The organism is Mycobacterium sp. E3198 (genome assembly GCF_001667015.1).
Classification (GTDB): domain Bacteria; phylum Actinomycetota; class Actinomycetes; order Mycobacteriales; family Mycobacteriaceae; genus Mycobacterium.
In genome coordinates this window covers 1-25,647 of record NZ_LZIS01000261.1, presented here as the reverse complement: position 1 = coordinate 25,647, position 25,647 = coordinate 1, and the positions used below count along the sequence as shown (strand labels likewise).

Here is a 25,647-nt window from a genome sequence, read left to right as displayed (position 1 = left end):
CGATTGTGCTGCGTTCATAGCTACCTTCCTGGTGTTCGTTCCGTCAGCGTGGGAATGGCCTTGAGGCGCTCGATCAGCATGGCCAGCACGTCGTCCGGCACGTCGGTGACCGGCAGGCTCAGGCCGGTGCACACGCCGGAATACCACCGCGCGAGCACCGCGGGAATGTCGTCGTAGGTGCCTTGCGGCACCACGCGGTCCAGCACCTCGTCGGTCAAATGCATGGGCAGGTCGGTCCATTCGTTCCGGCGCGCCATGCCGCTCAGCGCATCGCCGATGTCCTCGAAACCGAAGAATTCGAGCTGTCGCCGGTAGGCCGGGGTGCTGTAGAGGAAGGCGAGTTCCGATCGCCGGTGTTCCCGCAGCCGCGCCAGCTCATCGTCCGTGGCGGCCATCAACGGCTGCGGGTTGGCCACCACGGCGACCGGCGCGGCCGTGCGGCGCCCGCTTTTGGCGCCCTCGGCCAGGGCCGGCAGCGTCTGGGCCTCGAGGATCAACGGGTGGGAATTGGTGGGATGGCAGACGAAGCCGTCGGAGAGCTCACCGGCCAGCACGCACATCTTCGTGTTGACCCCGCCGGTCCAGATCTGCGGGGGCGGGCACGCGATCGGCCCGGGGTTGAAATACGGCTGTAGGCGGTTGAATCGGTAGAACCGCCCGCTGTAGTCGAGGGGCTCGCCGGTCTGGAACGAGTGAAATATGGCGAGTACCGCTTCGATGTACTCCCGCATGCGCAGCGCCGGCTGCGACCAGGGGACCGAGAATCGTCCGACGATGTTCCCGCGCACCTGGGTGGCCAGGCCGAGCTGGAAGCGCCCGCCGGAGTACCTGGCGAGGTCCCACGCCGCGTACGCGGTGATCATTGGGCTGCGCGGAAACGCCAGCGCCATGCTCGTCCGCACGGTCAGCCGCGTCGTCTGCGCCAGCGCCAGCGCCGCGACCGTGAACGCGTCATGGATGGTCTCGGGCACGTGGATGACCTCGAAGCCGATGCCCTCCATGCGCGCCGCCCACGGGCCGATCTCGGCCAGGCCCAGCTGGGCCGGCGCGGAGGCGACGACTTCCATCGGCCGCCCGGCGGTCACCGGCTGAGCCCCCGGACGATCAGCGTGGTGTTGTGCTCGAGCCAGGCGCCGTCGAGCGTGCGTTCGGTGGCCATCGACATCATGACCGTGCCGCCGATCATGTCCATCAGCAGCCGCGCGTCGATGCCGTCGGCCGCCGACCCGTGGGCGGCGGCGCCGTCCAGGTAGTGCTGCAGGCGCTCGTAGGTGCTGCCCTGCAAACGATCCAGCAGCCGCGCCGACAGCCCGGGCTCCGACGGCAGCTCGGCCGTCAGGCCCGACACGGCGCTGTGCACCGCCGGCCGGCTGAACAGCTGGATCGATCCCTCGAGCAGGCTGCGCACCACCGTGGTCAGGTCGCCGGTCAACGGCAACTCCTCTTGTGGCGTCGGGGGAAACACCGCCGCGAAGACGAGTTCGATCTTGGTGGGGAAGCGGCGGTACACCGCCGGCGGCGTGGCGCCGGCGCGGGCCGCCACCAACGGAATGCTGAGCCGCGCATAGCCGATCTCTTCGAGCAGCTCGTTGGTGGCCTGCAGCACCGCGTCGTCGATGCGCGCATCGCGGGGCCGACCCTGGGACTTGGCGTCGCGACGCCGGCGTTGCACGGGTGTTGATTTCATTACGTTCAGATCGTAATGTTTTGCGGAGCCGGGCACAACGGTCCGCCTGAACATCGGGAGGCATCGAGCAATCGGCGCAGTCCGCGAACTCCCTGCGCGTCAACAGGTTTCGTATCCACTCAACGATGAGGGACGCCCGTCATGGCCATCGACACCCCACCCAGACCGCTACCGTTTCGGATCCTCAACGGCGGCTACCGCGCCGCGCGGACGCTGGGCGCTCATCCCTTGCCGCTGCGCAAGTACGCGCTCATGGACCGGGCCAGCCGGCGCGCCGGCGGCCTGACCGACTTCGGCGACCCCCGCTTCGAGGAGGGCCTGGACCGGCTCATCGAGTCGATCAATGACGAGGACAGGCTCAACGGCTTCGGCCGCATCCTGGCCACCACGCACCTCACCAACCTGCTGCGCCAGCGGTTGCTGGTCATGGACCACATCCGCAGGAACCCCTCGATCAGCCACGAGGTCATCGCCAAACCGGTCTTCCTGGTCGGCGCGCCCCGCACCGGCACCACGATCACCCATCACCTGCTGAGCCAGGACGATCGGTTTCGGTTCCCCCTGACCTGGGAGTGCGACGAGCTGCACCCCCCGCTGGATCCCGCCACGATGCGCACCGACCCGCGCATCGCCCGCAGTGAAAAGCAGATCCGGCGCACCTTGGCGCTGGCCCCCGATCTGGACGCGGCCCACCCGCTGGGCGCGTGGGAGGCCCAGGAATGCGCGCTGTTGCACGCCTACGCCTTTCACAGCGAGACGTTTCTCGTCATGTTCAACTGCCAGGGCTACGACCGGTGGTTGGCCGACCAGGACCGCACCTGGGTCTACCAGGAGGAGAAGCTGCTCCTGCAGTACATGCAGAGCGGGGGACTGCGCCCGAAGGAGAGCTGGCTGCTCAAGACACCACCGCACATGGCCAACATCGACAAGATCCTCGACGTCTTTCCCGACGCCCGCTTCGTCACCACCTACCGCGAACCCACCGAGGTCATCGCCTCCAGCTGCAAGCTGTCCGGCACCGTCTTCGCGATGGTGACCGACGACGTCGACTGGCATGACCACGGCCGTTACATGAGCTGGCGCACCGGTGGCATGCTCGCCCGCAACGTCGAGCTGCGGCGCGAATTCGCCGACCGCTCGGCGCAGTTCATCGACTTTCCGATGGACCGGATGGTGCGCGACCCGATGGCGTGCGTCAAGGAGGTCTACGACCACTTCGGCATCGAACTCACCGCCGAGGTGCACCGCAAGATGAGCAGGTTCATGGCCGAGCGCGGCATGTCCTCCCGCAAACCCAACATCTACCGTGCCGAGGATTACGGACTCGACATCCCGACGATGTGGCCCGAACTGCAGTACTACCGCGACTTCTACGGAATCGAGGACAAGCGATGACCGAAGAGCTGGGCGAGGCCGTGCGGGCGGCGTGGCGGAGGTTCGGCGACCTGAACGACGACCTGCTCACCGTCGCGCTGGCGCAGGGTGACCTCGACGAGGGTTCGGCCGCCGCGTTGCTCGGGCGCCTGGTCGGCCACATCCAATACATGGGGCTGCAACTGCGCAGCGACCCGGCGCGACCGACGCTGATCAATGCGCAGTACGCGCCCTGGAACTGGGGTCATTCCAACCCCGACACCCTGTACCTGTCGGCGCGCATCGACGATGCGCACGACTACCGGGTGTACGGCACGTTGGGCTCGGTCGCGCAGACCACCTTCGGCGTCTACGCCGGCAAGGATGACCAAGCCCGGGCGGTCAAGACGCAGTCCGAGGACCTCGACGTCGCGCCGGACGGCTCCTTCGAGATCTACTTCAGCCGCGAGAAAATGGGGGATACCAACTGGTTTGAGCTGCCCGCCGGCGCCGAGTCGTTCTGCTGCTATCAAACCTACGGTGACTGGCAACGGCAGTCGAAGGGCAGCATCCGCATCGAATGCCTCAATCCGCAACCGCCGGCGGAACCGCCGTCGCCGGCGCACACCGTCGCCGCGTTCGACGAGCACCTGGCCGCGTCGCGCGACCTGTTCACCATGTGGGTCAACGACATTCCCGCGCGCGTCTTCGGCGCCCTGCCGCGCAACGTCGCCATCCCGCCGATGCAGCCGCCGTCGGCGATGGCCGGCGCGTGGTTCGTGCCCATCTCCTGGGAACTGGAGGACGGCCAGGCCTTGGTGATCGACTACCAGATCCCCAGCGGCAGCCCCTATGTCGGCATCTGCCTGACCAACCGGTGGAGCGAGATGATCGACATCGCGACCCGGCAGACGAGTCTGAACCTCGGCCAGTCGCACACCGACGGCGACCGGGTGCGGGTGTTGGTGGCCGCCCAGGACGTCGGCGTCGAAAACTGGCTCGACGCCCGCGGGTACCGAAGCGGGGTCGTCACCTGGCGCGCCACCGCGGCCGAGCAGCCCGCGACGCCGACGGCCACGGTGATCGACCTCGACGACGTCGACGAGTACTTCGACCCGATGCGGCGGGTCACCGCCTACCAGCGGGCGGCGGCGTTGTCGGCGCGGCAACGCCACTTCGCCGAGCGCGACGCGATCTGACGCTGAGGGGGCCGGCGCCCGGCCCGGTCTCGGCGCTGTCGAGGATCCTTAGAATGGATTCATCATGACCGGACCGGGGCCTGCTCGCCCAGAAACCCCGATCGCGGGGCTCGTGGACCTGGCGCTGACGGCGCCGACCTTCCAGCAGCTGATCGACGGCGCGACATCCCGGCCCCCCGAATTGAGCCTGGTCGGGCCGGCCAGCGCGCGGTTGTTCGTCGCGGCCGCGCTGGCGCGGCTGGGTCCCCTGCTGGTGGTCACCGCGACCGGGCGCGAGGCCGACGAGCTGACCGCCGAATTGCGCGGGGTGTTCGGCGACGCCGTGACGGTCTTCCCGTCCTGGGAAACATTGCCGCACGAACGTCTTTCACCCGGCATCGACACCGTCGGCGCCCGGATGCTGGTGCTGCGCCGGCTGGCCCATCCCGACGACCCGCGGCTGGGGCCCCCTTTGCGGGTGGTGGTGACGGCGGTGCGGTCGCTGTTGCAGCCGATGACGCCGCGGCTGGGCGACGTGGAGCCGGTCAGCCTGAGCGTCGGCCGGGAGATCGCCTTCGAGGAGGTCGTCGCCCGGCTGGTCGAGCTGGCCTACACCCGGGTGGACATGGTCGGGCGGCGCGGTGAGTTCGCGGTGCGCGGCGGGATCCTCGACGTATTCCCGCCGACCGCCGAACACCCGGCGCGCGTCGAGTTCTGGGGCGACGAGGTCAGCGAGATGCGGATGTTCTCGGTCGCCGATCAGCGCTCGATCCCCGAGATCGAGGTCGACTCGGTCGTCGCGGTGGCGTGCCGCGAACTGCTGCTCACCGACGACGTGCGGGAGCGCGCCGCCGCGCTGGCCGTTCGGCACGCCGGCCCCGAGCCCGCCATCACCGGCAGCGTCACCGACATGCTGGCCAAGCTGGGCGAGGGCATCGCCGTCGACGGCATGGAGGCGCTGCTGCCAGTGCTGCGGCCCGGCGAACACGTGCTCCTGACCGACCAACTGGCCGCGGGCACCCCGGTGCTGGTGTGTGACCCGGAGAAGGTGCGCACCCGCGCGGCCGACCTGATCAAGACCGGCAGCGAATTCCTCGAGGCGTCGTGGTCGGTCGCGGCGCTCGGTACGGATGCGCCCGTCGACGTGGCGCAGTTCGGCGGGTCCGGCTTCGCCGAACTGGACGACGTGCGGGCCGCCGCGGCCCGCGCCGACCATCCGTGGTGGACGCTGAGCCAGCTCTCCGCCGAGTCGGCGGTGGAGCTGGACGTGCGGGCGGCGCCGTCGGCCCGCGGGCACCAGCACGACATCGACGGCATCTTCTCGATGCTGCGCGCCCACGTCGCCACGGGCGGGCACGCCGCCGTCGTCGCGCCCGGCACCGGCACCGCCCACCGGGTGGTCGAGCGGCTCACCGAGTCCGACACCCCCGCCGCCATGCTGGAACCGGCTGCGACCCCGAAGCCCGGGGTGGTCGGCGTGCTCAAGGGCCCGCTGCACGACGGACTGATAGTCCCCGGCGCCAACCTGGTGGTCATCACCGAGACGGACCTGACCGGCAACCGGGCCACGGCCGTCGAGGGCAAGCGGCTGGCCGCCAAGCGGCGCAACACCGTGGACCCGCTGGCGCTCGCGGCCGGCGACCTGGTGGTGCACGACCAGCACGGCATCGGGCGGTTCGTGGAGATGGTCGAGCGGACCGTCGGCGGCGCCCGGCGCGAATACCTGGTTCTCGAATACGCCTCCAGCAAGCGGGGCGGCGGTTCGGACAAGCTGTACGTGCCGATGGACTCGCTGGACCAGCTGTCCCGGTACGTCGGCGGGCAGGCGCCGGCGCTGAGCCGCCTCGGCGGGAGCGACTGGGCCAACACCAAGACCAAGGCGCGTCGGGCCGTGCGCGAGATCGCCGGCGAGCTGGTGTCGCTGTACGCCAAGCGGCAGGCCAGCCCCGGGCACGCGTTCGGGCCGGACACCCCGTGGCAGGCCGAGATGGAAGACGCGTTCGGGTTCACCGAGACCGCCGACCAGCTGACGGCGATCACCGAGGTCAAGGGCGACATGGAAAAGCCGATCCCGATGGACCGGGTGATCTGCGGCGACGTCGGCTACGGCAAGACCGAGATCGCGGTGCGCGCGGCGTTCAAGGCGGTCCAGGACGGCAAACAGGTCGCGGTGCTGGTGCCCACCACGCTGCTGGCCGACCAGCACCTGCAGACGTTCAGCGAGCGGATGGCCGACTTCCCGGTGACCGTCAAGGGGCTGTCCCGATTCACCGACACCGCCGAGTCCCGCGCCGTGATCGACGGCCTGGCCGAGGGCACGGTCGACATCGTGATCGGCACCCACCGGCTGCTGCAGACCGGGGTGCGCTGGAAGGACCTCGGCCTGGTCGTCGTCGACGAGGAGCAAAGGTTCGGCGTCGAGCACAAGGAGCACATCAAGTCGCTGCGCACCCACGTCGACGTGCTCACCATGAGCGCCACCCCGATCCCCCGCACGCTGGAGATGAGCCTGGCCGGGATCCGCGAGATGTCGACGATCCTCACCCCGCCCGAAGAGCGGTATCCCGTGCTGACGTACGTCGGCCCGCACGACGACAAGCAGGTCGCGGCCGCGCTGCGGCGCGAGCTGCTGCGCGACGGCCAGGCGTTCTACGTGCACAACCGGGTGAGCTCCATCGACCGGGCCGCGGCCCGGGTCCGCGAGCTGGTGCCCGAGGCGCGCGTCGTCGTCGCCCACGGGCAGATGCCCGAGGAGCGGCTGGAACGCACCGTGCAGGGGTTCTGGAACCGCGAGTACGACATCCTGGTCTGCACCACGATCGTGGAGACCGGCCTGGACATCTCCAACGCCAACACGCTGATCGTCGAGCGCGCCGACACCTTCGGGCTCTCCCAGCTGCACCAGCTGCGCGGCCGGGTCGGCCGCAGCCGCGAGCGCGGCTACGCCTACTTCCTCTATCCGCCGCACGTGCCGTTGACCGAGACGGCCTACGACCGGCTGGCGACCATCGCGCAGAACAACGAGCTGGGCGCCGGCATGGCCGTGGCGCTGAAGGACCTCGAGATCCGCGGGGCCGGCAACGTGCTGGGTGTCGAGCAGTCCGGGCACGTCGCCGGGGTCGGCTTCGACCTGTACGTGCGGCTGGTGGGCGAGGCGGTGGAGGCGTACCGGGCCGCCGCCGACGGCCAGACGGTCACCACCCCCGAGGAGCCCAAGGACGTGCGGATCGACCTGCCGGTCGACGCGCACCTGCCGCCGGACTACATCGCCAGCGACCGGCTCCGGCTGGAGGGCTACCGCCGGTTGGCCGCGGCCGGAGACGACGCCGCCGTCGGCTCGGTTGTCGAGGAGCTGATCGACCGCTACGGCGCGCTGCCCGAACCCGCCGAGCGGCTGGTGGCCGTCGCGCGGCTGCGGCTGCTGTGCCGCGAAGCCGGCATCACCGAGGTGTCGGCCCCTTCGGCGGCGACCGTGCGGCTGTCGCCGGTGACGCTGCCGGACTCGGCCCAGGTGCGGCTCAAGCGGATGTACCCGGCCGCGCACTACCGCGCCACGACGAACACGGTCCAGGTCCCCATTCCGCGGGCCGGCGGCGTCGGGGCGCCGCGCATGCGCGACGTCGAGCTGCTGCAGATGGTCGCCAACCTCGTCACGGCACTGCAGGGAAAACCACAGATAGAGATTGGTATAACGGGGTCACCAGCACCGATGTCCGGGGAGGAGCGACGCGCATGATCGTCGTCTTGTTCGATCCCCGCCGCCCGTCGCTGGTGCCGGTCGAGGCCATCGAGCACCTCGCCGGGGAGGTGCAATACACCGAGGAGATGCCCGTCGCGGTGCCCTGGTCGCTGCCGGCCGCGCGTCCGGTGCACTCCGGGGACCCCGATGCGCCGGCGCCGGTGCTGCTGTCCTCCGATCCGGACCACCCCGCGGTGGCCGCCCGCCTGGCTGCCGGGGCCCGGTTGATCTCGGCGCCGGACAGGCAGCGCGGCGAGCGACTGGTCGACGCCGTGGCGTTGATGGACAAGCTGCGCACCGCGGGGCCCTGGGAAAGCGAACAGACCCACGACTCGTTGCGCAGGTTCCTGCTCGAGGAGACCTACGAGCTGCTGGACGCCGTGCGCAGCGGCGACGCCGAGGCGCTGCGCGAGGAGCTCGGCGACGTGCTGCTGCAGGTCCTCTTCCACGCCCGCATCGCCGAGGACGCGCCGCAGTCGGCGTTCACCATCGACGACGTCGCGGCGGCCTTGATGCGCAAGCTGGGCAATCGGGTGCCCGGAGTGCTTGCGGGCCAATCGATTTCGCTCGAAGAGCAGTTGGCCCAGTGGGAGGAGGCCAAGGCCTCGGAAAGGGCGGCAAAGGCGCGAAACTCGGTGATGGACGACGTGCACACCGGTCAGCCGGCACTGGCTCTGGCGCAGAAGGTGATTCAGCGCGCCGAGAAGGCGGGGCTGCCCGCCGACCTGATCCCCGCGGAGATGACCTCCGTTTCGGTGGCCGCCGACATCGACGCGGAAAGCGCGCTGCGCGCGGCGGTTTTGGAGTTCGTGGACACGGTCCGCGGCGTGGAGACCGCGATCGCGGCCGCGCGCCGCGGCGACACCGTTCCGGTCGAACTCGACGTCGCGCAGCTGGGCGAGGTCACCGAGGAGGAGTGGCGCGCGCACTGGCCTGTCGCCGAATCGGCCGCCGAGGAAACGGTCGCCCCCGAGTCCGCCGCCAAGTCGTCCGGCGGGGGCTCCAAGCGGCGCAAAGGGCGGAAATAGGGCCCGGCATCGGTGCGCCTGGGGCGCGAATCGCCGGGGTAGCCGCGAAACCCGTGGGACGATGGTCGTGGCCGGAGTTGGTGCAGGGGAGCAGTAGGGGAGCTTAAACGGGCATGGTTTCGCCGAGGCGCTGGTTGCGTGCGGCCGCCGTGATCGGCGCGACCGCCATGCTTCTCGCGTCCAGCTGCACCTGGCAGCTGAGCCTGTTCATCCCCGCGGGCGTCCCGCCGCCGGCCGGCGACCCGGTGCCGCCGGTGGACACCCACGTCAGCGGCCGGCCCGCGGATCAGCTACGCGACTGGGCCCGGCAACGGTCGGCGGCGTTGGAGATTCCGGTCATCGCGCTGGAGGCCTACGCGTACGCCGCCCGGGTCGCCGAGGTCGAGAACCCGAAATGCCACATCGCGTGGACCACGCTGGCCGGCATCGGGCAGGTCGAGAGCCACCACGGCACCTACCGGGGCGCGACCCTGTCACCGAACGGGGACGTGAGCCCGCCCATTCGTGGCGTGCGGCTCGACGGCAGCGGGGGGACCCTGCGCATCGTCGACGCGGAGGAAGGCACCGACGGCGAGCCCGGCGTGGTCCGCGCGATGGGCCCGATGCAGTTCATTCCCGAGACGTGGCGGCTGTACGGGGTGGACGCCCACAACGACGGCCGCGTGAGCCCGGACAACATCGACGATGCGGCGCTGGCCGCGGCGGGCTATCTGTGCTGGCGCGGAAAGGACCTCGGGACGCCGCGGGGATGGATCACCGCGCTGCGGGCCTACAACAACTCCGGCGTCTACGCGCGGGCGGTGCGGGACTGGGCGACCGCCTACGCGGCGGGTCACCCGCTGTAGCAGGATGTATCGCTGACCCCCGCTTTACGACGCAAGGAGAACCAGTGCCGATTATCGAGCAGGTCGGGGCCCGCGAGATCCTCGACTCCCGCGGCAACCCGACCGTCGAGGTCGAGATAGCTCTGATGGACGGGACGTTTGCCCGCGCCGCGGTGCCGTCCGGCGCGTCGACGGGGGAGCACGAGGCCGTCGAGTTGCGCGACGGCGGACAGCGTTACGGCGGCAAAGGCGTGCAGAAGGCGGTGCAGGCAGTCCTCGACGAGATCGGTCCCGCGGTCATCGGCCTGGCTGCCGACGACCAGCGGCTGGTGGACCAGGCGCTGGTCGACCTCGACGGCACCCCCGACAAGTCCCGGCTGGGCGGCAACGCCATCCTCGGCGTCTCGCTGGCCGTCGCCAAAGCCGCCGCCGATTCCGCCGAGTTGCCGCTGTTCCGCTACCTCGGCGGCCCCAACGCCCACATCCTGCCGGTGCCGATGATGAACATCCTCAACGGCGGGGCGCACGCCGACACCGCCGTCGACATCCAGGAGTTCATGGTGGCGCCGATCGGCGCGCCCAGCTTCGCCGAGGCGTTGCGGTGGGGCGCCGAGGTGTACCACTCGCTCAAGTCCGTGCTGAAGAAGGAGGGCCTGTCGACCGGCCTGGGCGACGAGGGCGGGTTCGCCCCCGACGTGGCCGGCACCACCGCGGCGCTGGACCTGATCGGCGGCGCCATCGAGGCGGCGGGCTTCAAACTCGGCACCGACGTGGCGCTGGCCCTCGACGCGGCGGCCACCGAGTTCTACACCGACGGCACCGGCTACGCCTTCGAAGGCTCCACCCGCACCGCCGAGCAGATGGCGGAGTTCTACGCCGGCCTGCTCGGCTCCTATCCGCTGGTGTCCCTGGAAGACCCGCTGTCCGAAGACGATTGGGACGGGTGGGTGGCGCTGACGGCCGCGATCGGCGACCGGGTGCAGATCGTCGGCGACGACATCTTCGTCACCAATCCCGAGCGCCTCGAAGACGGCATCGAAAAGGGCGTCGCAAACGCCTTGCTGGTCAAGGTGAATCAGATCGGGACGCTGACCGAGACGCTCGACGCGGTCGCGCTGGCCCACCACAGCGGATATCGCACGATGATGAGCCATCGCAGCGGCGAGACGGAGGACACCACGATCGCCGACCTGGCGGTGGCCGTCGGTTCCGGTCAGATCAAGACCGGCGCGCCCGCCCGCAGCGAGCGCGTGGCCAAATACAATCAGCTGTTGCGGATCGAGGAAGCCCTCGGTGACGCGGCACGCTACGCAGGCGATCTGGCGTTCCCCCGGTACGCGCTGGACCAGAAATAGGTTGAAACGCTTTGACGCCCAAGCCCGATCCGAAGCGGCGCTCCCCGGCATCGCGCCCGGGGAAGGCCGGCGATTCGGTTCGGCGCCGTCGCGCCGTCAAGCCGTCGCAAACCGCTACGAGCCGGTCGCTGCAGGAGCGGGTCGTCGAACCCATCAAGCGGCAGGTTGCCGAATCCGTCGAGCAGCGGTCCGACCAGCGGCTGGGGTTCACGGCGCGTCGGGCGGCGGTGCTGGCCGCGGTGATCTGCGTGCTCACCCTGACCATCGCCGGGCCGGTGCGCACCTACTTCGCGCAGCGCACCGAGATGAACCAGTTGGCCGCCAGTGAGGCCGCGCTGCGCCGCCAGATCGCCGACCTCGAACAGAAAAAGGTGAAACTGGGTGACCCGGCCTACATCGCGGCGCAGGCCCGCGAGCGCCTGGGTTTCGTGATGCCCGGGGACATTCCGTTCCAGGTGCAACTGCCCCCGACGGCGGCGGTACCGTCGCAGCCCGGGGCGGACGCGGCGAAGCCGGCCAGCCACGACCCGTGGTACACGTCGCTGTGGCACACCATCGCCGACGCCCCGCACCTGCCGCCGGCGCCGCCGGCGCCGCCCGAGCCGCCTTCCCCCGGTGGTTGATCGAGCCGACCTGGATGCGGTGGCGCGTCAGCTCGGACGTGAGCCGCGCGGGGTGCTGGAGATCGCCTACCGTTGTCCCAACGGCGAGCCGGGCGTGGTGAAGACGGCGCCGAAACTTGCTGACGGCACGCCCTTTCCGACGTTGTACTACCTGACCCATCCGGCGCTGACCGCGGCCGCGAGCAGGCTCGAGACGACGGGATTGATGCGCGAGATGACCGAGCGGTTGCGGCGGGACCCCGAACTGGCCGCCGCGTACCGCCGGGCCCACGAATCGTATCTGGCCGAGCGCGACGCGATCGAGCCGCTGCGGACCACTTTCTCCGCCGGGGGAATGCCGGACCGGGTCAAGTGCCTGCACGTGCTGATCGCGCACTCGCTGGCCAAGGGTCCGGGCACCAATCCGCTTGGCGACCAGGCGTTATCGATGTTGGCCGACGATCCCGCGATGGGCCCGCTGTTGGTGGTGGGGCAGTGGTGAGCCGGCTCGCCGCGATCGACTGCGGTACCAACTCGATCCGGTTGCTGATCGCCGACGCCGACGACGGCCGGCTCAGCGATGTGCACCGCGAGACGCGGATCGTGCGATTGGGCCAGGGTGTCGACGCGACGGGCGAGTTCGCGCCGGACGCGATTGCCCGAACCCGGGCCGCGCTGGCCGATTACGCCGCGCTGCTGAAGGAGCATGGCGTCGCGCGGGTGCGAATGGTGGCGACGTCGGCGGCTCGCGACGTCGCGAATCGCGATGTCTTCTTTGCGATGACGGCCGAGGTGCTGGGCGCCGTGTTGCCCGGCGCGGTTGCCGAGGTGATCACCGGTGCCGAGGAGGCCGAGCTGTCCTTCCGCGGCGCCGTCGGCGAACTAGACAGTGCCGCGGCGCCGTTCGTCGTCGTCGACCTCGGCGGCGGCTCCACCGAGATCGTGGTCGGCGGGGATGCGGTGGTGGCCAGCTACTCGGCCGACATCGGGTGTGTCCGGCTCACCGAGCGTTGCCTGCACTCGGATCCGCCGACGCCGCAGGAAGTGGCGGCGGCCCGCACGGCGGTGCGCGAGCGGCTCGACGTCGCACTGGGCGTGGTGCCCGTCGAGGCGGCGCGGACGTGGGTTGGCCTGGCGGGGACGATGACGACACTGTCCGCGCTGGCGCACAATATGACGGCGTATGACTCTGCGGCCATTCATCTTTCGCGCGTCGCGGGCGATGACCTGCTGGCGGTGTGCGAGCGGCTGATCGGCATGACGCGATCCGAGCGGGCGGCGCTGCCGCCAATGCACGAGGGCCGGGCCGACGTGATCGGCGGCGGGGCGATCGTGGTGGAGGAATTGGCGCGCGAGCTGCGCGCCCGCGCCGGGATCGACGAGCTGATCGTCAGCGAGCACGACATTTTGGACGGCATCGTGCTGTCGATCGCCGGTTGAGTCACACACTCGCCACTGTGGCCCCCGCGCGGAAGGCGGCACCCTTTGTGCCCGCCTCATAGCGACAAGTTCGGTGTGTCAGATCGTGCGATCGCCGACCAAGTCACTTCCGCCACACTGGTCCCGGCGCGGAGGCGGCACTCTTCGTGCCCGCCTCAGAGCGACAATTCCGATATGTCAGACCGGTGTGCCACCCTGCGGCAATGAACCTCAAAGGAATCGAGCTGCGTTACGTGCTCACGATGCACCTCGCGCACAATGGACGGGCGACAATCGCCGACATGATGGATGCGCTTCAGAAGCAGGGCTTCTGCGTCTCTGGTAGGCCATCGAAAGCCATCTCGGATGCGTTGCGTTGGGCGGTTGGCCGCGACAGGGCCCGCCGGCTGGGTCGAGCTCTGTACGGGCCGGGATGCATTCCGCGGAGCACCGAGCACCGAATACACCAACGAGTGCTCGCTTTGCGGGCCGCCGCCAAGTTGTCGCTATGAGCCGGGCACAAAGGGTGTCGCCTCCGCCAGAGGCCAATGTGGCGGATGTGACTTAGGCCTCGAACCGGTAGCCCATACCCGACTCGGTGAGCAGGTGCTTGGGATGCGACGGGTCATCCTCGAGTTTGCGCCGTAACTGCGCCAGATACACGCGCAGGTAATGGGTTTCGGTGGCGTACGCCGGTCCCCAGACCTCTTTCAACAACTCCTCGCGGCCCACCAGCTTGCCGCGGTTGCGCACCAGCACCTCCAGCATGCCCCACTCGGTCGGCGTGAGGTGCACCTCCGCGCCGTCCCTGGTGACCTTCTTGGCGGCCAGATCGACGGTGAACGAGTCGGTTTCGACCACCGGCTCATCGGTTTCGGACGCCGCCGCGTTGCGGCGGACCGCGGCGCGCAACCGAGCCAGAAACTCGTCCATCCCAAAGGGTTTCGTCACGTAGTCATCGGCGCCGGCGTCGAGGGCCTCGACCTTGTCGGACGAATCCGTTCGGGCCGACAGCACGATCACCGGCGCCGAGAGCCAGCCACGGAGGCCGGCCAGCACCTCGATGCCGGATATGTCCGGCAGGCCGAGGTCCAGGATCACCACGTCGGGCTTGTGCTCGGCGGCCGCGCGCAGCGCTCCGGCACCGGTCGAGGCGGTGACGACCTCGTAGCCACGCACCGACAGGTTGATCCGCAGCGCGCGCAGGATGTGCGGCTCGTCGTCGATAACCAATACCCGGGTCATCGGCGCCGCTCCTCCTCATCGCTGCGTTCTGCATCGTCGCCGGCGCGGGTCATAGCGCACCAAACGCCTGCGGCGCGGCCAGATCCACCACGACGGTCAGCCCGCCGCCCGGGGTGTCTGCGGCCGCGATGGTGCCGCCCATCGCCTCGACGAAGCCACGCGCCACCGACATGCCCAGGCCCACGCCGGTGGTGTTGTCGTGATCACCCAGCCGCTGGAAGGCCTCGAAGACCTGGTCCTCGGTGCCCTTCGGTATCCCGGGACCCTCGTCGATCACGTTGATCAGGACGCGATCGCCCACCCGTCCGGCGTTGACTCGAACCACACAGTTGGGCGCGTAGCGCAGCGCGTTGTCGATCAGGTTGGCAAAGACCCGCTCCAACAGCCCGGCGTCGGCCATCGCCACCGCGTCGCCCACGTCGACCTTGACGCGATCGATGGCCGACCGATAAAAGCCGGTGGCGCCCTTGCCGATACTGACCAGCGCGCGCTGCACCGTTTCCTCCAGATAAACGCGCCGCAGGTCCGGGTGGATCACCCCGGCGGCCAGGCGTGAGGAGTCCAGCAGGTTCCCGACCAACGCGGTCAGCTGGTCGATCGATTCCTCGATGGTGGCCAGCAATTCGGCGGTGTCCTGCGCGGAAAAGGCGACATCCTCTGCGCGCAGGCTGGACACGGCCACCTTGGCCGCCGCCAGCGGCGTGCGCAGGTCGTGGCTGACCGCGGACAGCAGGGAACGCCGCAGCTCGTCGGCCCGCACGATCGCCTCGGCCCGGCTGGCCTCCTCGGCCAGCTCGCGCTGCCTGATCAGGCCCGCCGCCTGCTTGGCCACCGCGCTGAGCACCCGGCGATCCCGCGTGGAGAGCTTCTTGCCCGCCAACAGCATCCAGAACTCTTCATCGCCGACTTCGATCGCGGTGTCGGCCGAATCGACGCTCACACAAGGGTCTTTGCCCACGCAGGCGACGATGTAGCCTTTCCGTCCGACGGCGCGGTCTTCCTCGCTGGGCTCGCGCAGCATGCTGACGGCGCGCTGGGAATAGGTCTCCCGCACGCGCTCCAGCAGGGTCTCCAGGTCGGCGCCGCGCAGCACCGACCCGGCGAACAGCGTCAGCAGCTCGGCCTCTTGGGATGCCCGACGGGCTTCGCGGGTGCGTTTGGTCGCGCCGTCGACGAGGATGGCGACGGCGACCGCCACCAACAGCAGCACCAGCTCTGTGACGGCGGCGGCCGGTTCCGCGATGGTAAAGGTGTGTCGCGGCGCGGTCAGGTAGTAGTTCAACAACAGGCTGGACAGCACCGCCGAAAGCACAGCCGGGGCAACGCCTCCGAGCAGGGCCACCACCAAGACCCCGACAAAGAACAGCGCGCTGTCACCGCTGGTCCCCAGATACGGGTCCAACAACGCAACCGTCACGGCGCAAATGGCCGACGGCACTATGACGGCGGCCAGCCACGAGGCGACGCGGCGCTCCCGGGGGGCCAGCGGGCCCAGGTGAACGACGCGCTTGGATTCCTCGTGCGTCACCATGTGCACGTCGATCTTCCCGGACCGCTCCACGATCGTCGGGCCGATCCCCTCCTCGAAGATGCGCGCCCACCGGGGCCGGCGCGACGTGCCGATCACCAGCTGGGTCGCGTTGTTCTCCCGGGCGAAATCAAGTAGGGCCGTGGGAACGTCGTCGCCGACCACGGTGTGCAGGGACGCGTTCAGGCTGTTCGCCAGCTCGCGGATCTTGGTCATCCTGCGTTCCGAGACGCCGGCCAGCCCGTCACCGCGGATGACGTGCACCACCATCAGCTCGGCGCTGGACTTCGACGCGATCCGCGATGCCCGTCGCACCAACGTCTCCGACTCCGGGCCGCCGGTGACCGCCACCACGACGCGCTCCCGCGCCTCCCACATGTCGGTGATCTTGTTCTCGGCCCGGTAATTGGCCAGCGCCGTGTCGACCTGGTCGGCCAGCCAAAGCAGCGCCAATTCCCTTAGCGCGGTGAGGTTTCCGCGGCGGAAGTAATTCGACAGCGCCGCGTCGATCCGTTCCGGCGCATAGACGTTTCCGTGCGATAGCCTGCGGCGCAGCGCCTCCGGGGTGATGTCGATGAGCTCAACCTGGGAGGCCTGGCGCACGATGGAGTCCGGGATGGTTTCCTGCTGCTCGATGCCGGTGATCTGGGCGACGACGTCGTTGAGGCTTTCCAGGTGCTGGATGTTGACCGTGGAGATCACCGTGATCCCGGCGTCCAGCAGCTCTTCGACATCCTGCCACCGCTTTTCGTTCTTGCTGCCGGGCGTGTTGGTGTGGGCGAGCTCGTCGACCAGGACCACCTGCGGATGCCGCGCCAGCACGGCCGGCACATCGAGTTCGGGGAAGATGCCGCCCCGGTATTCGACGAGGCGCGGCGGAATGACCTCGATGCCCTCAATCAGCTCAGCGGTTTTCGCGCGACCGTGGGTCTCCACCACGGCGGCCACCACATCGGTGCCGCGCTCCAGTCGCCGGTGGGCCTCGCCGAGCATCGCGTACGTCTTGCCGACGCCCGGAGCCGCACCGAGGTAGATGCGTAGTTCCCCGCGCTTGGGACGGTGGTCGGTCGCGCTCACGTCAACCATCATCCCCCTAAGTTCGATGGCCTGGCTCCTAACTCGCGCCGTCCGGCGCTCGCCGTCGCCAGGCTGGGCTAGCCCGAGACCGGATACTGCTGATCGAGTTGCAGGTTGAGTTCCAGCACGTTTACGGTCGGCTCACCGAAGATCCCGAGGCCGCGGCCGGTGCGGTAGTGCGCGAGGACCGCCCGGATCTGGTCCGGGCTGACGTGGCGGGCCTTGGCCACCCGGGTGACCTGGATGTCGGCGTAGGCCGGGGAGATGTTCGGATCAAGGCCGCTGCCGCTGGCGGTGACCGCGTCGGCCGGCACGGCCGGGCTTTCGGGCGCGGCGCCGCGGACGGGCACGATCTGGCCGATCGTGTAGTCCTCGCCGTACTTGGCGCACTCGACCCGCACGCCCTGGTAGATCGACAGGAACGGCGCCTGTGTCGACTGGCACGGCTCGTTGACGCTGACCACCCGGGTGGGGGCCACGACGTTTCCGCGGGCATCGCGCGGGCCGATCACCGAGAGCACCGCGCCCACGCCGCCGCCCGTGCAGAACGGGCGCGACCCGTCCACGCCCTCGAGCCGGCCGACGGCGGCGCTGCGCGTGCACACCTGCGTCAGCAGGCTGGGTTTGCCCGGGGCGTCGACGATGCTTTCGGGGCCGAGGTTGCTGGCGCCCGACGAGAGCGGGTCGTAACCCGTGCCGGCCGCCGACGGGCGGCTCTGGAAGTACTGCGGCAGCGCGTTCCCGCCTGAGTCGGTGAACAGCTGGCCGATCAGCCGGCTGCCGACCGGCTTGCCGTTGGCGGTGAGGATCGACCCCTCGGCCTTGTCGTGCAATCCCGGGATCTGCGCCACCAGCCAGACGGACAGCGGGTAGGCGAGACCGGTGAGCACCGTCAGCACCAGCAGCGCGCGAAAGGCCGCCCAGTGCATGCGGACGAAATTGGAGAACTTCATGTCAGGACATCCCGGGGACGAATTGAACGATGAGGTCGATTGCCTTGATCCCGATGAACGGGGCGACGATGCCGCCGAGGCCGTAGACGTAAAGGTTGCGGCTCAACAACTTTGACGCGCTGCTCGGCGTGTAGCGCACGCCGCGCAGCGACAACGGGATCAGCGTGACGATGATGATCGCGTTGAAGATCACCGCCGACAGGATCGCCGACTGCGGGCTGTGCAGCCGCATGATGTTGATCATGTCCAGCCCGGGGAACAGCGCGACGAACATGGCCGGGATGATCGCGAAGTACTTGGCGATGTCGTTGGCGATGGAAAAGGTCGTCAGCGCCCCGCGGGTGATCAACAGCTGCTTGCCGATCTCGACGATCTCGATCAGCTTGGTGGGATCGGAGTCGAGATCGACCATGTTGCCGGCCTCTTTGGCCGCCGAGGTTCCGGTGTTCATCGCCACGCCCACGTCCGCCTGGGCCAGCGCCGGTGCGTCGTTGGTGCCGTCGCCGGTCATCGCGACCAGCTTGCCGCCCTCCTGCTCGCGCTTGATCAGCGCCAGCTTGTCCTCGGGCGTGGCCTCGGCGAGGAAGTCGTCGACGCCGGCCTCGTCGGCAATCGCCTTGGCGGTCAACGGGTTGTCGCCGGTGATCATCACCGTGCGGATGCCCATCTTGCGCATCTCGTCGAAGCGTTCCCGCATGCCCTGCTTGACGACGTCCTTGAGGTGGATGACTCCCAGCACGGCGGCCTCGCCATTCAGGCATTCGCCGACGACCAGCGGGGTGCCCCCGCCGGCCGAGATGCCGTCGACGATCTCGCCGAGCTGCAAGGGAACCTTGCCGCCCTGTCCGCGAACCCATTCCGCGACCGAGCTGGCCGCGCCCTTGCGCAGCTGGTGTCCGTCGAGGTCGACGCCCGACATCCGGGTGGCGGCGGAGAACTCCACCCAATGGGCGTGCGCCAGTTCGCCCGGAGCGCGCTCGCGCAGCCCGAAGTGCTGCTTGGCGAACACTACGATCGAGCGTCCCTCCGGCGTTTCGTCTGCGAGGCTGGACAATTGGGCGGCGTCGGCCAGCTGCTCCGGGGTGACGCCGTCGAGCGGGACGAACGCACCGGCCTGCCGGTTGCCCAGGGTGATGGTGCCGGTCTTGTCGAGCAGCAGGGTGTTCACGTCACCGGCGGCTTCCACCGCGCGCCCGGACATGGCCAGCACGTTGCGCTGCACCAGCCGGTCCATCCCCGCGATGCCGATCGCCGACAGCAGCGCGCCGATCGTGGTGGGGATCAGGCACACCAGCAGCGACACCATCACGATCCCGGTGACACCACTTCCGTTGAGCGCCTGGGTGTCCGGGACCCCGGGGTTGTTCATCTTGGAGTAGATCGCCAGCGGCTGCAGGGTCGCGACGGCGAAGACGAAGATGATCGTCAACGCGGCCAAGAGGATGTTCAGCGCGATCTCGTTCGGGGTCTTCTGCCGGTTGGCGCCCTCGACGAGCGCGATCATCCGGTCGATGAAGCTTTCGCCCGGCTTCTGGGTGATCTTGACGACGATCCGGTCGCTCAGCACGGTGGTGCCGCCGGTGACCGCCGAACGGTCGCCGCCGGATTCGCGGATCACCGGCGCCGACTCGCCGGTGATCGCCGATTCGTCCACCGACGCAATGCCTTCCATGACGTCACCGTCGCCCGGTATCACCTGCCCGGCCTCCACCACGACGATATCGCCCTGCTGCAGCAACGGCGCCGCGACCTCCTCCTCAACCCCGGAGGTGCCGGGCGCCCAGCCCTTGAGCCGCCGGGCCAAGGTCTGGGTTTTGGCTTTGCGCAGCGTTTCGGCCTGGGCCTTGCCGCGGCCTTCGGCCACCGCCTCCGCGAGGTTGGCGAAGAGCACGGTCAGCCACAGCCACACCACGATCAGCCACGCGAACCAGGTTTCGTTGATGATCGCCAGCGCGGTGCTCCAGGCGGCCCCGATTTCGACGATGAACATCACCGGGTTGCGCCACAGGGTGCGGGGGTCGAGCTTGCGCAGCGCGTCCGGCGTCGAGCGCCACAGCATCTTCGGGTCGAGCAACCCGCCGTGCACCCGTTTCGTGCCTGCGGCGGTCGCGGGGTGCGCCTGCTCGGGCGGATCGACGGCGGTCGCGGTCATCAGTGGATTCCTTCAGCGAGAGGCCCGAGCGCGAGCATGGGCAGGAACGTAAGGGCAACGAGGATCACCGTGACGCCGGCGACCATCCCGACGAACTGCGGCCGATGGGTGGGCAGGGTGCCCGCCGATTCCGGCGTGTGGCCCTGCTTGGCGAGCGATCCGGCCAGCGCCAGGACGAGCACGATCGGCAGGAACCGGCCGAAGACCATGGCCAGCCCAAGGGCGGTGTTGTACCAGTTGGTGTTGACGCTGATTCCGGCGAAGGCGGAGCCGTTGTTGTTGGCGGCGGAGGTGAACGCGTACAGCACCTCCGACAGCCCGTGCGGGCCGGTGTTGAGCATGGCGGCGCGTTCGCCGGGCAGCGCCATCGCAGTCGCGGTGCCGGTCAGCACGATCAGCGGGGTGACCAGGAAATAGCTTGCCGCGAGCTTGATTTCGCGGGGGGTGATCTTCTTACCGAGGTATTCCGGGGTGCGGCCCACCATCAGTCCGGCGACGAACACCGTGATCACCGCCAGGATCAGCATGCCGTACAGGCCCGAGCCGGTGCCGCCGGGCGCGACCTCGCCGAGCTGCATGTTGAACAAGGCCATCATCCCGCCGAGGCTGGTGTAGGAGTCGTGGAACGAGTCGACGGCACCGGTCGAGGTGAGCGTCGTCGAGTCGGCGAACACGGCGGAGTTGGCGATGCCGAACCGCTGCTCGACTCCTTCCATGGCGGCGCCGACCGCGGTCGGAACGGTGCCGTGGTGCTGCAGCTGGAACCACATCATGAAGGACACACTGATCGCGTACAGGGTCGCCATCACCGATGCGATCGCGTAGCCCTGCTTGGTGCTGCCCACCATGCGCCCGAACGTGCGCGGCAGCGAGAAGCTGATCACCAGCAGTAGGAAGATCTCCAGCCAGTTGGTCCACGTCGTCGGGTTCTCGAAGGGGTGCGCGGAGTTCGCGTTGTAAAACCCGCCGCCGTTGGTGCCCAGCTCCTTGATCGCCTCCTGGCTGGCCACCGGGCCGCCGGTGATCGTCTGCTCGGCGCCCCCGAGGGTCGAGGCGACCTGGTCGTGAAGGTGGAAGTTCTGGATCGCCCCGCCGGCGATGAGCAGGATCGCCGCGACGGTCGAAATGGGCAGCAGGATGCGCAGCACCGTGCGCACCAGGTCGACCCAGAAGTTCCCCAGATCGCCGGTGCGCTTGCGGGCGAAGCCGCGTACCAGTGCGATCGCCACCGCCATGCCGACGGCGGCCGAGACGAAGTTCTGCACCGCCAGCCCGGCCATCTGGACCAGGTGGCCTTGCGTCGACTCACCGGAGTAGGCCTGCCAGTTTGTGTTGGTGACGAAGCTGATGGCGGTGTTCCACGCGAGTCCCGGCGTCATGTGGGTGGCCGGGTCGTGCAGGTGCAGCGGCAATTTGCCCTGCACGAGCTGGAACACGAAAAGGAATAGGATGCTGACCGACGAGAACGCCAACACGCTGCGCGCGTAGGCACCCCAGGTCTGCTCCGAGCGCGAGTCGACACCGATCAGCCGGTAGATCGCCCGTTCGGCGGCGGAGTCCTCCTCCGCCGTGTACACCCGGTACATGTAGTCGCCGAACGGCACGTGCACCACCGCCAGCGCCGCGACCAGGACGATGAGGAAGATGATCCCCGCTGTGGTTGTGCTCACTAGAACCTCTCCGGAAACAGCAGCGCGGCCGCGAGATATACGGCAAGGAGTACGGAAAGCGCCAAGCCGACGACGTTTTCGTAGCTCACAGCCGCTCGACCAGCTTCTGCGTCAGCCCGAGCACGGCGAACACCGCGATCGTCAGCAAGACGTAGATCAACACGCCCATCGGGTCTCCATTCCGCCGTATTCCGCGCACACTTAACGGCCTCAGCGAGTAAGCGGCAACGCAGTACTCGGAGGCAAAGCCAGATTGAAACTAGACAGAGTTCGTCGAACAGGGCCTTTGGTTGACACTTTCCTAACGGCGTCGCCGTGTGCCTTTACGGTTTCTTTACGCCCGAATCCGGCGCTTACAGCGGGCGACGAGCGGGGTCAGGCGCGATCGATGACCGGATCGTCGATCAGCGGGAGGCGAACCCGGAAGACCGTTCGGCGGTCGGCGGATTCGGCGGTCACCGAGCCGTGATGGGCCTTGACGATCGAACTCACGATGGCCAGGCCCAGCCCGATGCCCGAGCCGTTGGACCGGGACGTGTCCGCGCGGGCGAACCGCTCGAACAGCCGGGGCAGCAGGTCCGCGTCGATGCCGGGCCCGTCGTCGGCCACGGTCAGTTCCGCATAGGAAGATTCGCGGCCGCGATGGCAGGTGATCCCGGTCGTCACCGTGATGTCCGGCGGCGTGTGCACCCGGGCGTTGCTGAGCAGGTTGCTGACCAACTGGTGTAGTTGGGCGTGGTCGCCACGGACCCACACCGGCTCGTCGGGCAGGTCTGTGACCCAGTGGTGTGTCGGCGCCGCGACGGCGGCGTCGTTGACCGCATTGATGACGAGGTCCGCCAGGTCGACGTCTTGTGTCTGCAGGTCCTGGCCCTCGCCCAGCCGCGACAGCAGCAGCAGTTCGTCGACGAGCACCGCCATGCGCCGCGCTTCCGACTCGATGCGCGCCAGCGCGTATTCGGTGGTGGGTGGCAGCGCCGAGCTGTCCTGGCGCGTCAGTTCGGCGTAGCCCTGAATCGCCGCCAGCGGCGTCCGCAACTCGTGGCTGGCGTCGGTGAGGAATTGCCGCATCCGCATGTCTGACTCGGCGCGATGCGCCAGCGCGCTATCGACGTTGTCCAGCAATCGGTTCAGCGTGTGCCCGACGATTCCCACTTCGTTGTCCGGATCGGTGTCCTGCGGTCGCACCCTGGCGCTGATCCGGTGATCGCCGTCGGTCAGTGGCATGGCGGCGACCTCGGCGGCGGTCGCGGCGAGCCGGCGCAGCGGGCGCAGCGTGGACCCGACCACCCACACGGTCAACCCCGCGGTGACCGTCAGGGCCACCGCGACGAGCAGCGTGGTGGCCAGCTGTTTGCGCGCGACGATTCGGTCGGCGACGTCCAGCGATACCCCGGAGACCAGGAGGTCAGTCCCGTCGACGCGGCTATCGACGCGATACGCACCGAGGCTGCCAAGCGTCTCGGTTCGGGGCGGGGCATCCGGCCACGACTGCGCCTGGATGGCGCGAACCACATCGGGCGGCGCGGGTCGCGCTTCCGCTTCGGAAAAAACCGCCGAGCCGATCACCACTCCGTCACGCAGCACGGCGATGAGATTCCCCGGCGTTTGATCGGTGAACTCGAGCATGGCCTGTTCGATCGGCCGGGCCCCGCGTTGCCCCGCAGGCTGCTCGTCGCTTCGGTATCTGGTGTACGAGTTGCTCAGGGCTTCAAGGGATTGGGCGACCGCGGCGTCGCTCATCGCGGTGACGTAGCCGCGCAGGCTCAACACCGAGACGATGCCGACCGTCACCAGCACCACGCTGACTACGGCCAACACGCCCAACAACAACTGGCGGCGCAGCGAGTGGGGAAGCCACCGCGGACGGTCCCTGGATGGCGTGGGCCCCGTACCCGTCATTCCGGCGGTCGCAGCATGTATCCCACGCCGCGGACGGTGTGGATCATCGGCTCGCGGCCGGCGTCGATCTTCTTTCTCAGGTATGAGATGTACAAGTCGACGATGCTGGTGCGGCCGGCGAAGTCGTAATTCCAGACGCGGTCCAGGATTTCGGTGCGGCTCAGCGCGCGGCGGGGATTGCGCATCAGGAAGCGAAGTAATTCGAACTCGGTCGACGACAGCGATATCGGTGTGCCGCCGCGGGTGACCTCGCGGCTGGCGGTGTCGACGTGCAGGTCGCCGATCTTCAGTGATTCGGCCGCCGGTGGGCTCAGCTGGGTCGAGCGGCGCAACAACCCCCGCAGCCGCGCGACGAGCTCCTCGAGGCTGAACGGCTTCGTCATATAGTCGTCCGCGCCCGCGGTGAGGCCGGTGACGCGGTCCATGACCGAGTCGCGCGCGGTGAGGAACAGCGTGGGGGTGTAGGCGTCGGATTCGCGGATCCGCTGCAGGATCCGCAGCCCGTCCACGTCGGGCAGCATGATGTCGAGCACGAGGACGTCGGGATTGACGCCCTCGAACTTCGCGATGGCCTCGCGCCCGTTGTGGGCGATGTCGACGACCCAGCCCTCGTAGTGCAGCGCCATCTTCACCAAGTTGGTCAGCGCGGGCTCGTCGTCGACCAGCAAAACGCGGATCGGTGAGCCGTCGGCACGGTAGATGCGGGGCAGCTGCCCCAGGATGGCCTGGCGTGGCCGTTGACTTCCTGCGTGTCCCGTCATCACGGTCATGTTCCTACATTCTCCCAAGCGCACATGTCATTGTCACGGACCTCATAGAGTTCTCAAATAAACCGTGTTTCGTGGCTCACACCGGGCATCGCCTAACGTCTGCCTCGCATGTCTCGCATCAGCGTGCTTGAGATGAGATGATCATCCAAAAATACTGTCATCTACGGATATTGGTTTGACCGGGCGGAGCCGCTTCGGGCGGTAGTGCCCCAAATTACAGCGATGCGAACGGAATTCAGTTGATCACAAGGCGCTGCGCTTCAGCGGACGCCGTCGCAGCCGGGCAGTCGCGCGCGACGGCCGAAGGCAAAGCCGCCCTCAATCTCGTTAACGTAGCGTTACGCGATGTTACGAATGTTGGCATCCCGAAATGAGTTTCGTGGCTCCACTGTCGCGCGCTCTGGCCTTGGCGGCTTCACCGACGGCTGCTGACCGCGGGGAGTTCGGGTTCGCCGGCGCCCGAAACTGGCTCCGGAAAACCAACCGGTCCCGCTTCGGTCGCGCCGGTGACGCCGGCGGGCCGCGGCGGCGGTGTCCGGGCGTCCGCCGGGGCGCTGCGTTGGGATCGCCGTCGGCGGGCGGCGGTGCACCGCTCGCGTTGTACACGTGCTCGCGCACACCACGTCCGTCCGGGGCATCGGCGTCCAGGACGCAAGTTCGGAATAACTGGATCAGCAAACTCGAGCAAGGGATAGGAACGGGCGATGGACTTTGGCGCGCTGCCACCGGAGATCAACTCCGGTCGGATGTATCTGGGGCCGGGGCCGGGGAGCCTGCTGACCGCTTCGGCGGGGTGGGAGTCGCTGGCGGCCGAGCTGGCCGATGCGGCCGGCGGGTACCGGTCGGTGATCGCCAGCCTCACCGACGAGTCGTGGCTGGGGCCCACATCGCAATCCATGGCCGCCGCGGTGACGCCCTACATCACGTGGATGACGGCCACGTCCGCGCAATGTGAGCAGGCGGCCACGCAGGCCACGGCGGCGGCGGCGGCTTTCGAGGCGGCATACGCGATGACGGTGCCGCCGCCGTTGATCGCGGCGAACCGTGCGCAGCTCATGGCGTTGGTCGCGACGAACATCTTCGGGCAGAACACGCCGGCGATCATGGCCACGGAGGCCGAGTACAGCGAGATGTGGGCACAGGACGCCACGGCGATGTACGGCTA

General features: G+C 68.8%; 21 protein-coding genes and 1 pseudogene. 11 read left to right on the top strand and 11 right to left on the bottom strand.

The features are described 5' to 3' along the window. Positions 1 to 20: 20 nt before the first annotated feature. Together A5673_RS26830 and A5673_RS26825 are read right to left on the bottom strand one after the other, a co-directional pair. The gene (locus A5673_RS26830; RefSeq protein ID WP_068239797.1) at positions 21 to 1,067 is read right to left on the bottom strand and encodes a TIGR03617 family F420-dependent LLM class oxidoreductase; all 1,047 of its coding nucleotides are present in this window, start codon (positions 1,065 to 1,067) and stop codon (positions 21 to 23) included. A 14-nt stretch (positions 1,068 to 1,081) separates the two neighbouring features. Continuing rightward, a complete protein-coding gene (locus A5673_RS26825; protein ID WP_197518481.1) occupies positions 1,082 to 1,687 on the bottom strand; it encodes a TetR/AcrR family transcriptional regulator in 606 nt (201 codons plus the stop codon). 141 nt (positions 1,688 to 1,828) lie between these two features. Here A5673_RS26825 and A5673_RS26820 point away from each other — a divergent pair, with 141 nt between their 5' ends. From A5673_RS26820 to A5673_RS30295, 10 genes and pseudogenes are all read left to right on the top strand, one after another. Continuing rightward, complete coding sequence (locus tag A5673_RS26820; RefSeq protein ID WP_068239736.1) at positions 1,829 to 3,082, top strand: sulfotransferase; 1,254 nt, start codon at positions 1,829 to 1,831, stop codon at positions 3,080 to 3,082. Beyond that, positions 3,079 to 4,239, top strand: a complete 1,161-nt coding sequence (locus tag A5673_RS26815) for a DUF1214 domain-containing protein (RefSeq protein WP_068239733.1) — start codon at positions 3,079 to 3,081, stop codon at positions 4,237 to 4,239. Before A5673_RS26820 ends, A5673_RS26815 begins: the two co-directional genes overlap by 4 nt. A 64-nt stretch (positions 4,240 to 4,303) precedes the next feature. Next, positions 4,304 to 7,954 carry a transcription-repair coupling factor gene (mfd, locus tag A5673_RS26810; protein WP_068239731.1) on the top strand — a complete coding sequence of 1,217 codons (3,651 nt, stop codon included), beginning with the start codon at positions 4,304 to 4,306 and terminating at the stop codon, positions 7,952 to 7,954. Continuing rightward, positions 7,951 to 8,985 carry a nucleoside triphosphate pyrophosphohydrolase gene (locus A5673_RS26805; RefSeq protein WP_068239728.1) on the top strand — a complete coding sequence of 345 codons (1,035 nt, stop codon included), beginning with the start codon at positions 7,951 to 7,953 and terminating at the stop codon, positions 8,983 to 8,985. The genes mfd and A5673_RS26805 overlap by 4 nt, the downstream gene beginning before the upstream one ends. A gap of 113 nt (positions 8,986 to 9,098) precedes the next feature. Continuing rightward, on the top strand, positions 9,099 to 9,830 hold the full coding sequence (locus A5673_RS26800) for a lytic transglycosylase domain-containing protein (RefSeq protein ID WP_068239726.1): 732 nt from the start codon (positions 9,099 to 9,101) through the stop codon (positions 9,828 to 9,830). A gap of 44 nt (positions 9,831 to 9,874) precedes the next feature. Beyond that, complete coding sequence (eno, locus tag A5673_RS26795) at positions 9,875 to 11,164, top strand: phosphopyruvate hydratase (RefSeq protein WP_068239724.1); 1,290 nt, start codon at positions 9,875 to 9,877, stop codon at positions 11,162 to 11,164. Positions 11,165 to 11,175: 11 nt separating this feature from the next. Beyond that, complete coding sequence (locus tag A5673_RS26790; RefSeq protein ID WP_068239721.1) at positions 11,176 to 11,787, top strand: septum formation initiator family protein; 612 nt, start codon at positions 11,176 to 11,178, stop codon at positions 11,785 to 11,787. After that, a complete protein-coding gene (locus A5673_RS26785; protein WP_068239718.1) occupies positions 11,780 to 12,268 on the top strand; it encodes a DUF501 domain-containing protein in 489 nt (162 codons plus the stop codon). Before A5673_RS26790 ends, A5673_RS26785 begins: the two co-directional genes overlap by 8 nt. Further along, positions 12,262 to 13,206, top strand: a complete 945-nt coding sequence (locus A5673_RS26780) for a Ppx/GppA phosphatase family protein (protein WP_156748664.1) — start codon at positions 12,262 to 12,264, stop codon at positions 13,204 to 13,206. Before A5673_RS26785 ends, A5673_RS26780 begins: the two co-directional genes overlap by 7 nt. Positions 13,207 to 13,409: 203 nt before the next feature. Then, positions 13,410 to 13,707, top strand: a pseudogene (locus A5673_RS30295) (hypothetical protein); the annotation flags it as partial. A gap of 42 nt (positions 13,708 to 13,749) precedes the next feature. Here the strand turns inward: A5673_RS30295 and A5673_RS26775 are convergent. The 9 genes from A5673_RS26775 to A5673_RS26740 all read right to left on the bottom strand — a co-directional run bounded on the left by A5673_RS26775 (position 13,750) and on the right by A5673_RS26740 (position 24,482). Beyond that, positions 13,750 to 14,430 carry a response regulator gene (locus A5673_RS26775; protein ID WP_068239715.1) on the bottom strand — a complete coding sequence of 227 codons (681 nt, stop codon included), beginning with the start codon at positions 14,428 to 14,430 and terminating at the stop codon, positions 13,750 to 13,752. Between the two features lie 49 nt (positions 14,431 to 14,479). Beyond that, positions 14,480 to 17,047 carry a sensor histidine kinase KdpD gene (locus A5673_RS26770; protein WP_068239712.1) on the bottom strand — a complete coding sequence of 856 codons (2,568 nt, stop codon included), beginning with the start codon at positions 17,045 to 17,047 and terminating at the stop codon, positions 14,480 to 14,482. A 65-nt stretch (positions 17,048 to 17,112) separates the two neighbouring features. Continuing rightward, complete coding sequence (locus A5673_RS26765; protein WP_068239709.1) at positions 17,113 to 17,988, bottom strand: potassium-transporting ATPase subunit C; 876 nt, start codon at positions 17,986 to 17,988, stop codon at positions 17,113 to 17,115. A gap of 1 nt (position 17,989) precedes the next feature. Then, on the bottom strand, positions 17,990 to 20,140 hold the full coding sequence (kdpB, locus tag A5673_RS26760; RefSeq protein WP_068239706.1) for a potassium-transporting ATPase subunit KdpB: 2,151 nt from the start codon (positions 20,138 to 20,140) through the stop codon (positions 17,990 to 17,992). Then, positions 20,140 to 21,810, bottom strand: a complete 1,671-nt coding sequence (gene kdpA, locus A5673_RS26755) for a potassium-transporting ATPase subunit KdpA (protein ID WP_068239703.1) — start codon at positions 21,808 to 21,810, stop codon at positions 20,140 to 20,142. Before kdpA ends, kdpB begins: the two co-directional genes overlap by 1 nt. Further along, positions 21,810 to 21,899 carry a K(+)-transporting ATPase subunit F gene (kdpF, locus tag A5673_RS30290; RefSeq protein WP_108637383.1) on the bottom strand — a complete coding sequence of 30 codons (90 nt, stop codon included), beginning with the start codon at positions 21,897 to 21,899 and terminating at the stop codon, positions 21,810 to 21,812. Before kdpF ends, kdpA begins: the two co-directional genes overlap by 1 nt. Further along, positions 21,896 to 22,009, bottom strand: coding sequence for a potassium ABC transporter ATPase (locus A5673_RS30285; RefSeq protein WP_231971463.1), 114 nt, complete (start codon positions 22,007 to 22,009; stop codon positions 21,896 to 21,898). The genes kdpF and A5673_RS30285 overlap by 4 nt, the downstream gene beginning before the upstream one ends. Positions 22,010 to 22,185: 176 nt before the next feature. Next, on the bottom strand, positions 22,186 to 23,712 hold the full coding sequence (locus A5673_RS26745) for a cell wall metabolism sensor histidine kinase WalK (protein ID WP_068239697.1): 1,527 nt from the start codon (positions 23,710 to 23,712) through the stop codon (positions 22,186 to 22,188). Beyond that, positions 23,709 to 24,482 carry a response regulator transcription factor gene (locus A5673_RS26740; RefSeq protein ID WP_068239694.1) on the bottom strand — a complete coding sequence of 258 codons (774 nt, stop codon included), beginning with the start codon at positions 24,480 to 24,482 and terminating at the stop codon, positions 23,709 to 23,711. Before A5673_RS26740 ends, A5673_RS26745 begins: the two co-directional genes overlap by 4 nt. Positions 24,483 to 25,186: 704 nt before the next feature. Between A5673_RS26740 and A5673_RS26735 the strand changes: the two genes are divergently transcribed. Next, the coding region (locus A5673_RS26735) for a PPE family protein (protein ID WP_156748663.1) at positions 25,187 to 25,647 on the top strand (461 nt) is incomplete at its 3' end.

Coding starts and splice junctions, on each gene's coding strand:
- A5673_RS26820 (WP_068239736.1), top strand. CDS start 1,829: ATGGCCATCGACACCCCACCCAGACCGCTACCGTTTCGGATCCTCAAC.
- mfd (WP_068239731.1), top strand. CDS start 4,304: ATGACCGGACCGGGGCCTGCTCGCCCAGAAACCCCGATCGCGGGGCTC.
- A5673_RS26775 (WP_068239715.1), bottom strand. CDS start 14,430: ATGACCCGGGTATTGGTTATCGACGACGAGCCGCACATCCTGCGCGCG.
- A5673_RS26805 (WP_068239728.1), top strand. CDS start 7,951: ATGATCGTCGTCTTGTTCGATCCCCGCCGCCCGTCGCTGGTGCCGGTC.
- A5673_RS26825 (WP_197518481.1), bottom strand. CDS start 1,687: ATGAAATCAACACCCGTGCAACGCCGGCGTCGCGACGCCAAGTCCCAG.
- A5673_RS26745 (WP_068239697.1), bottom strand. CDS start 23,712: ATGACGGGTACGGGGCCCACGCCATCCAGGGACCGTCCGCGGTGGCTT.
- kdpB (WP_068239706.1), bottom strand. CDS start 20,140: ATGACCGCGACCGCCGTCGATCCGCCCGAGCAGGCGCACCCCGCGACC.
- A5673_RS26830 (WP_068239797.1), bottom strand. CDS start 1,067: ATGGAAGTCGTCGCCTCCGCGCCGGCCCAGCTGGGCCTGGCCGAGATC.
- A5673_RS26800 (WP_068239726.1), top strand. CDS start 9,099: ATGGTTTCGCCGAGGCGCTGGTTGCGTGCGGCCGCCGTGATCGGCGCG.
- A5673_RS26815 (WP_068239733.1), top strand. CDS start 3,079: ATGACCGAAGAGCTGGGCGAGGCCGTGCGGGCGGCGTGGCGGAGGTTC.
- A5673_RS26770 (WP_068239712.1), bottom strand. CDS start 17,047: ATGATGGTTGACGTGAGCGCGACCGACCACCGTCCCAAGCGCGGGGAA.
- A5673_RS26765 (WP_068239709.1), bottom strand. CDS start 17,988: ATGAAGTTCTCCAATTTCGTCCGCATGCACTGGGCGGCCTTTCGCGCG.
- A5673_RS26740 (WP_068239694.1), bottom strand. CDS start 24,482: ATGACCGTGATGACGGGACACGCAGGAAGTCAACGGCCACGCCAGGCC.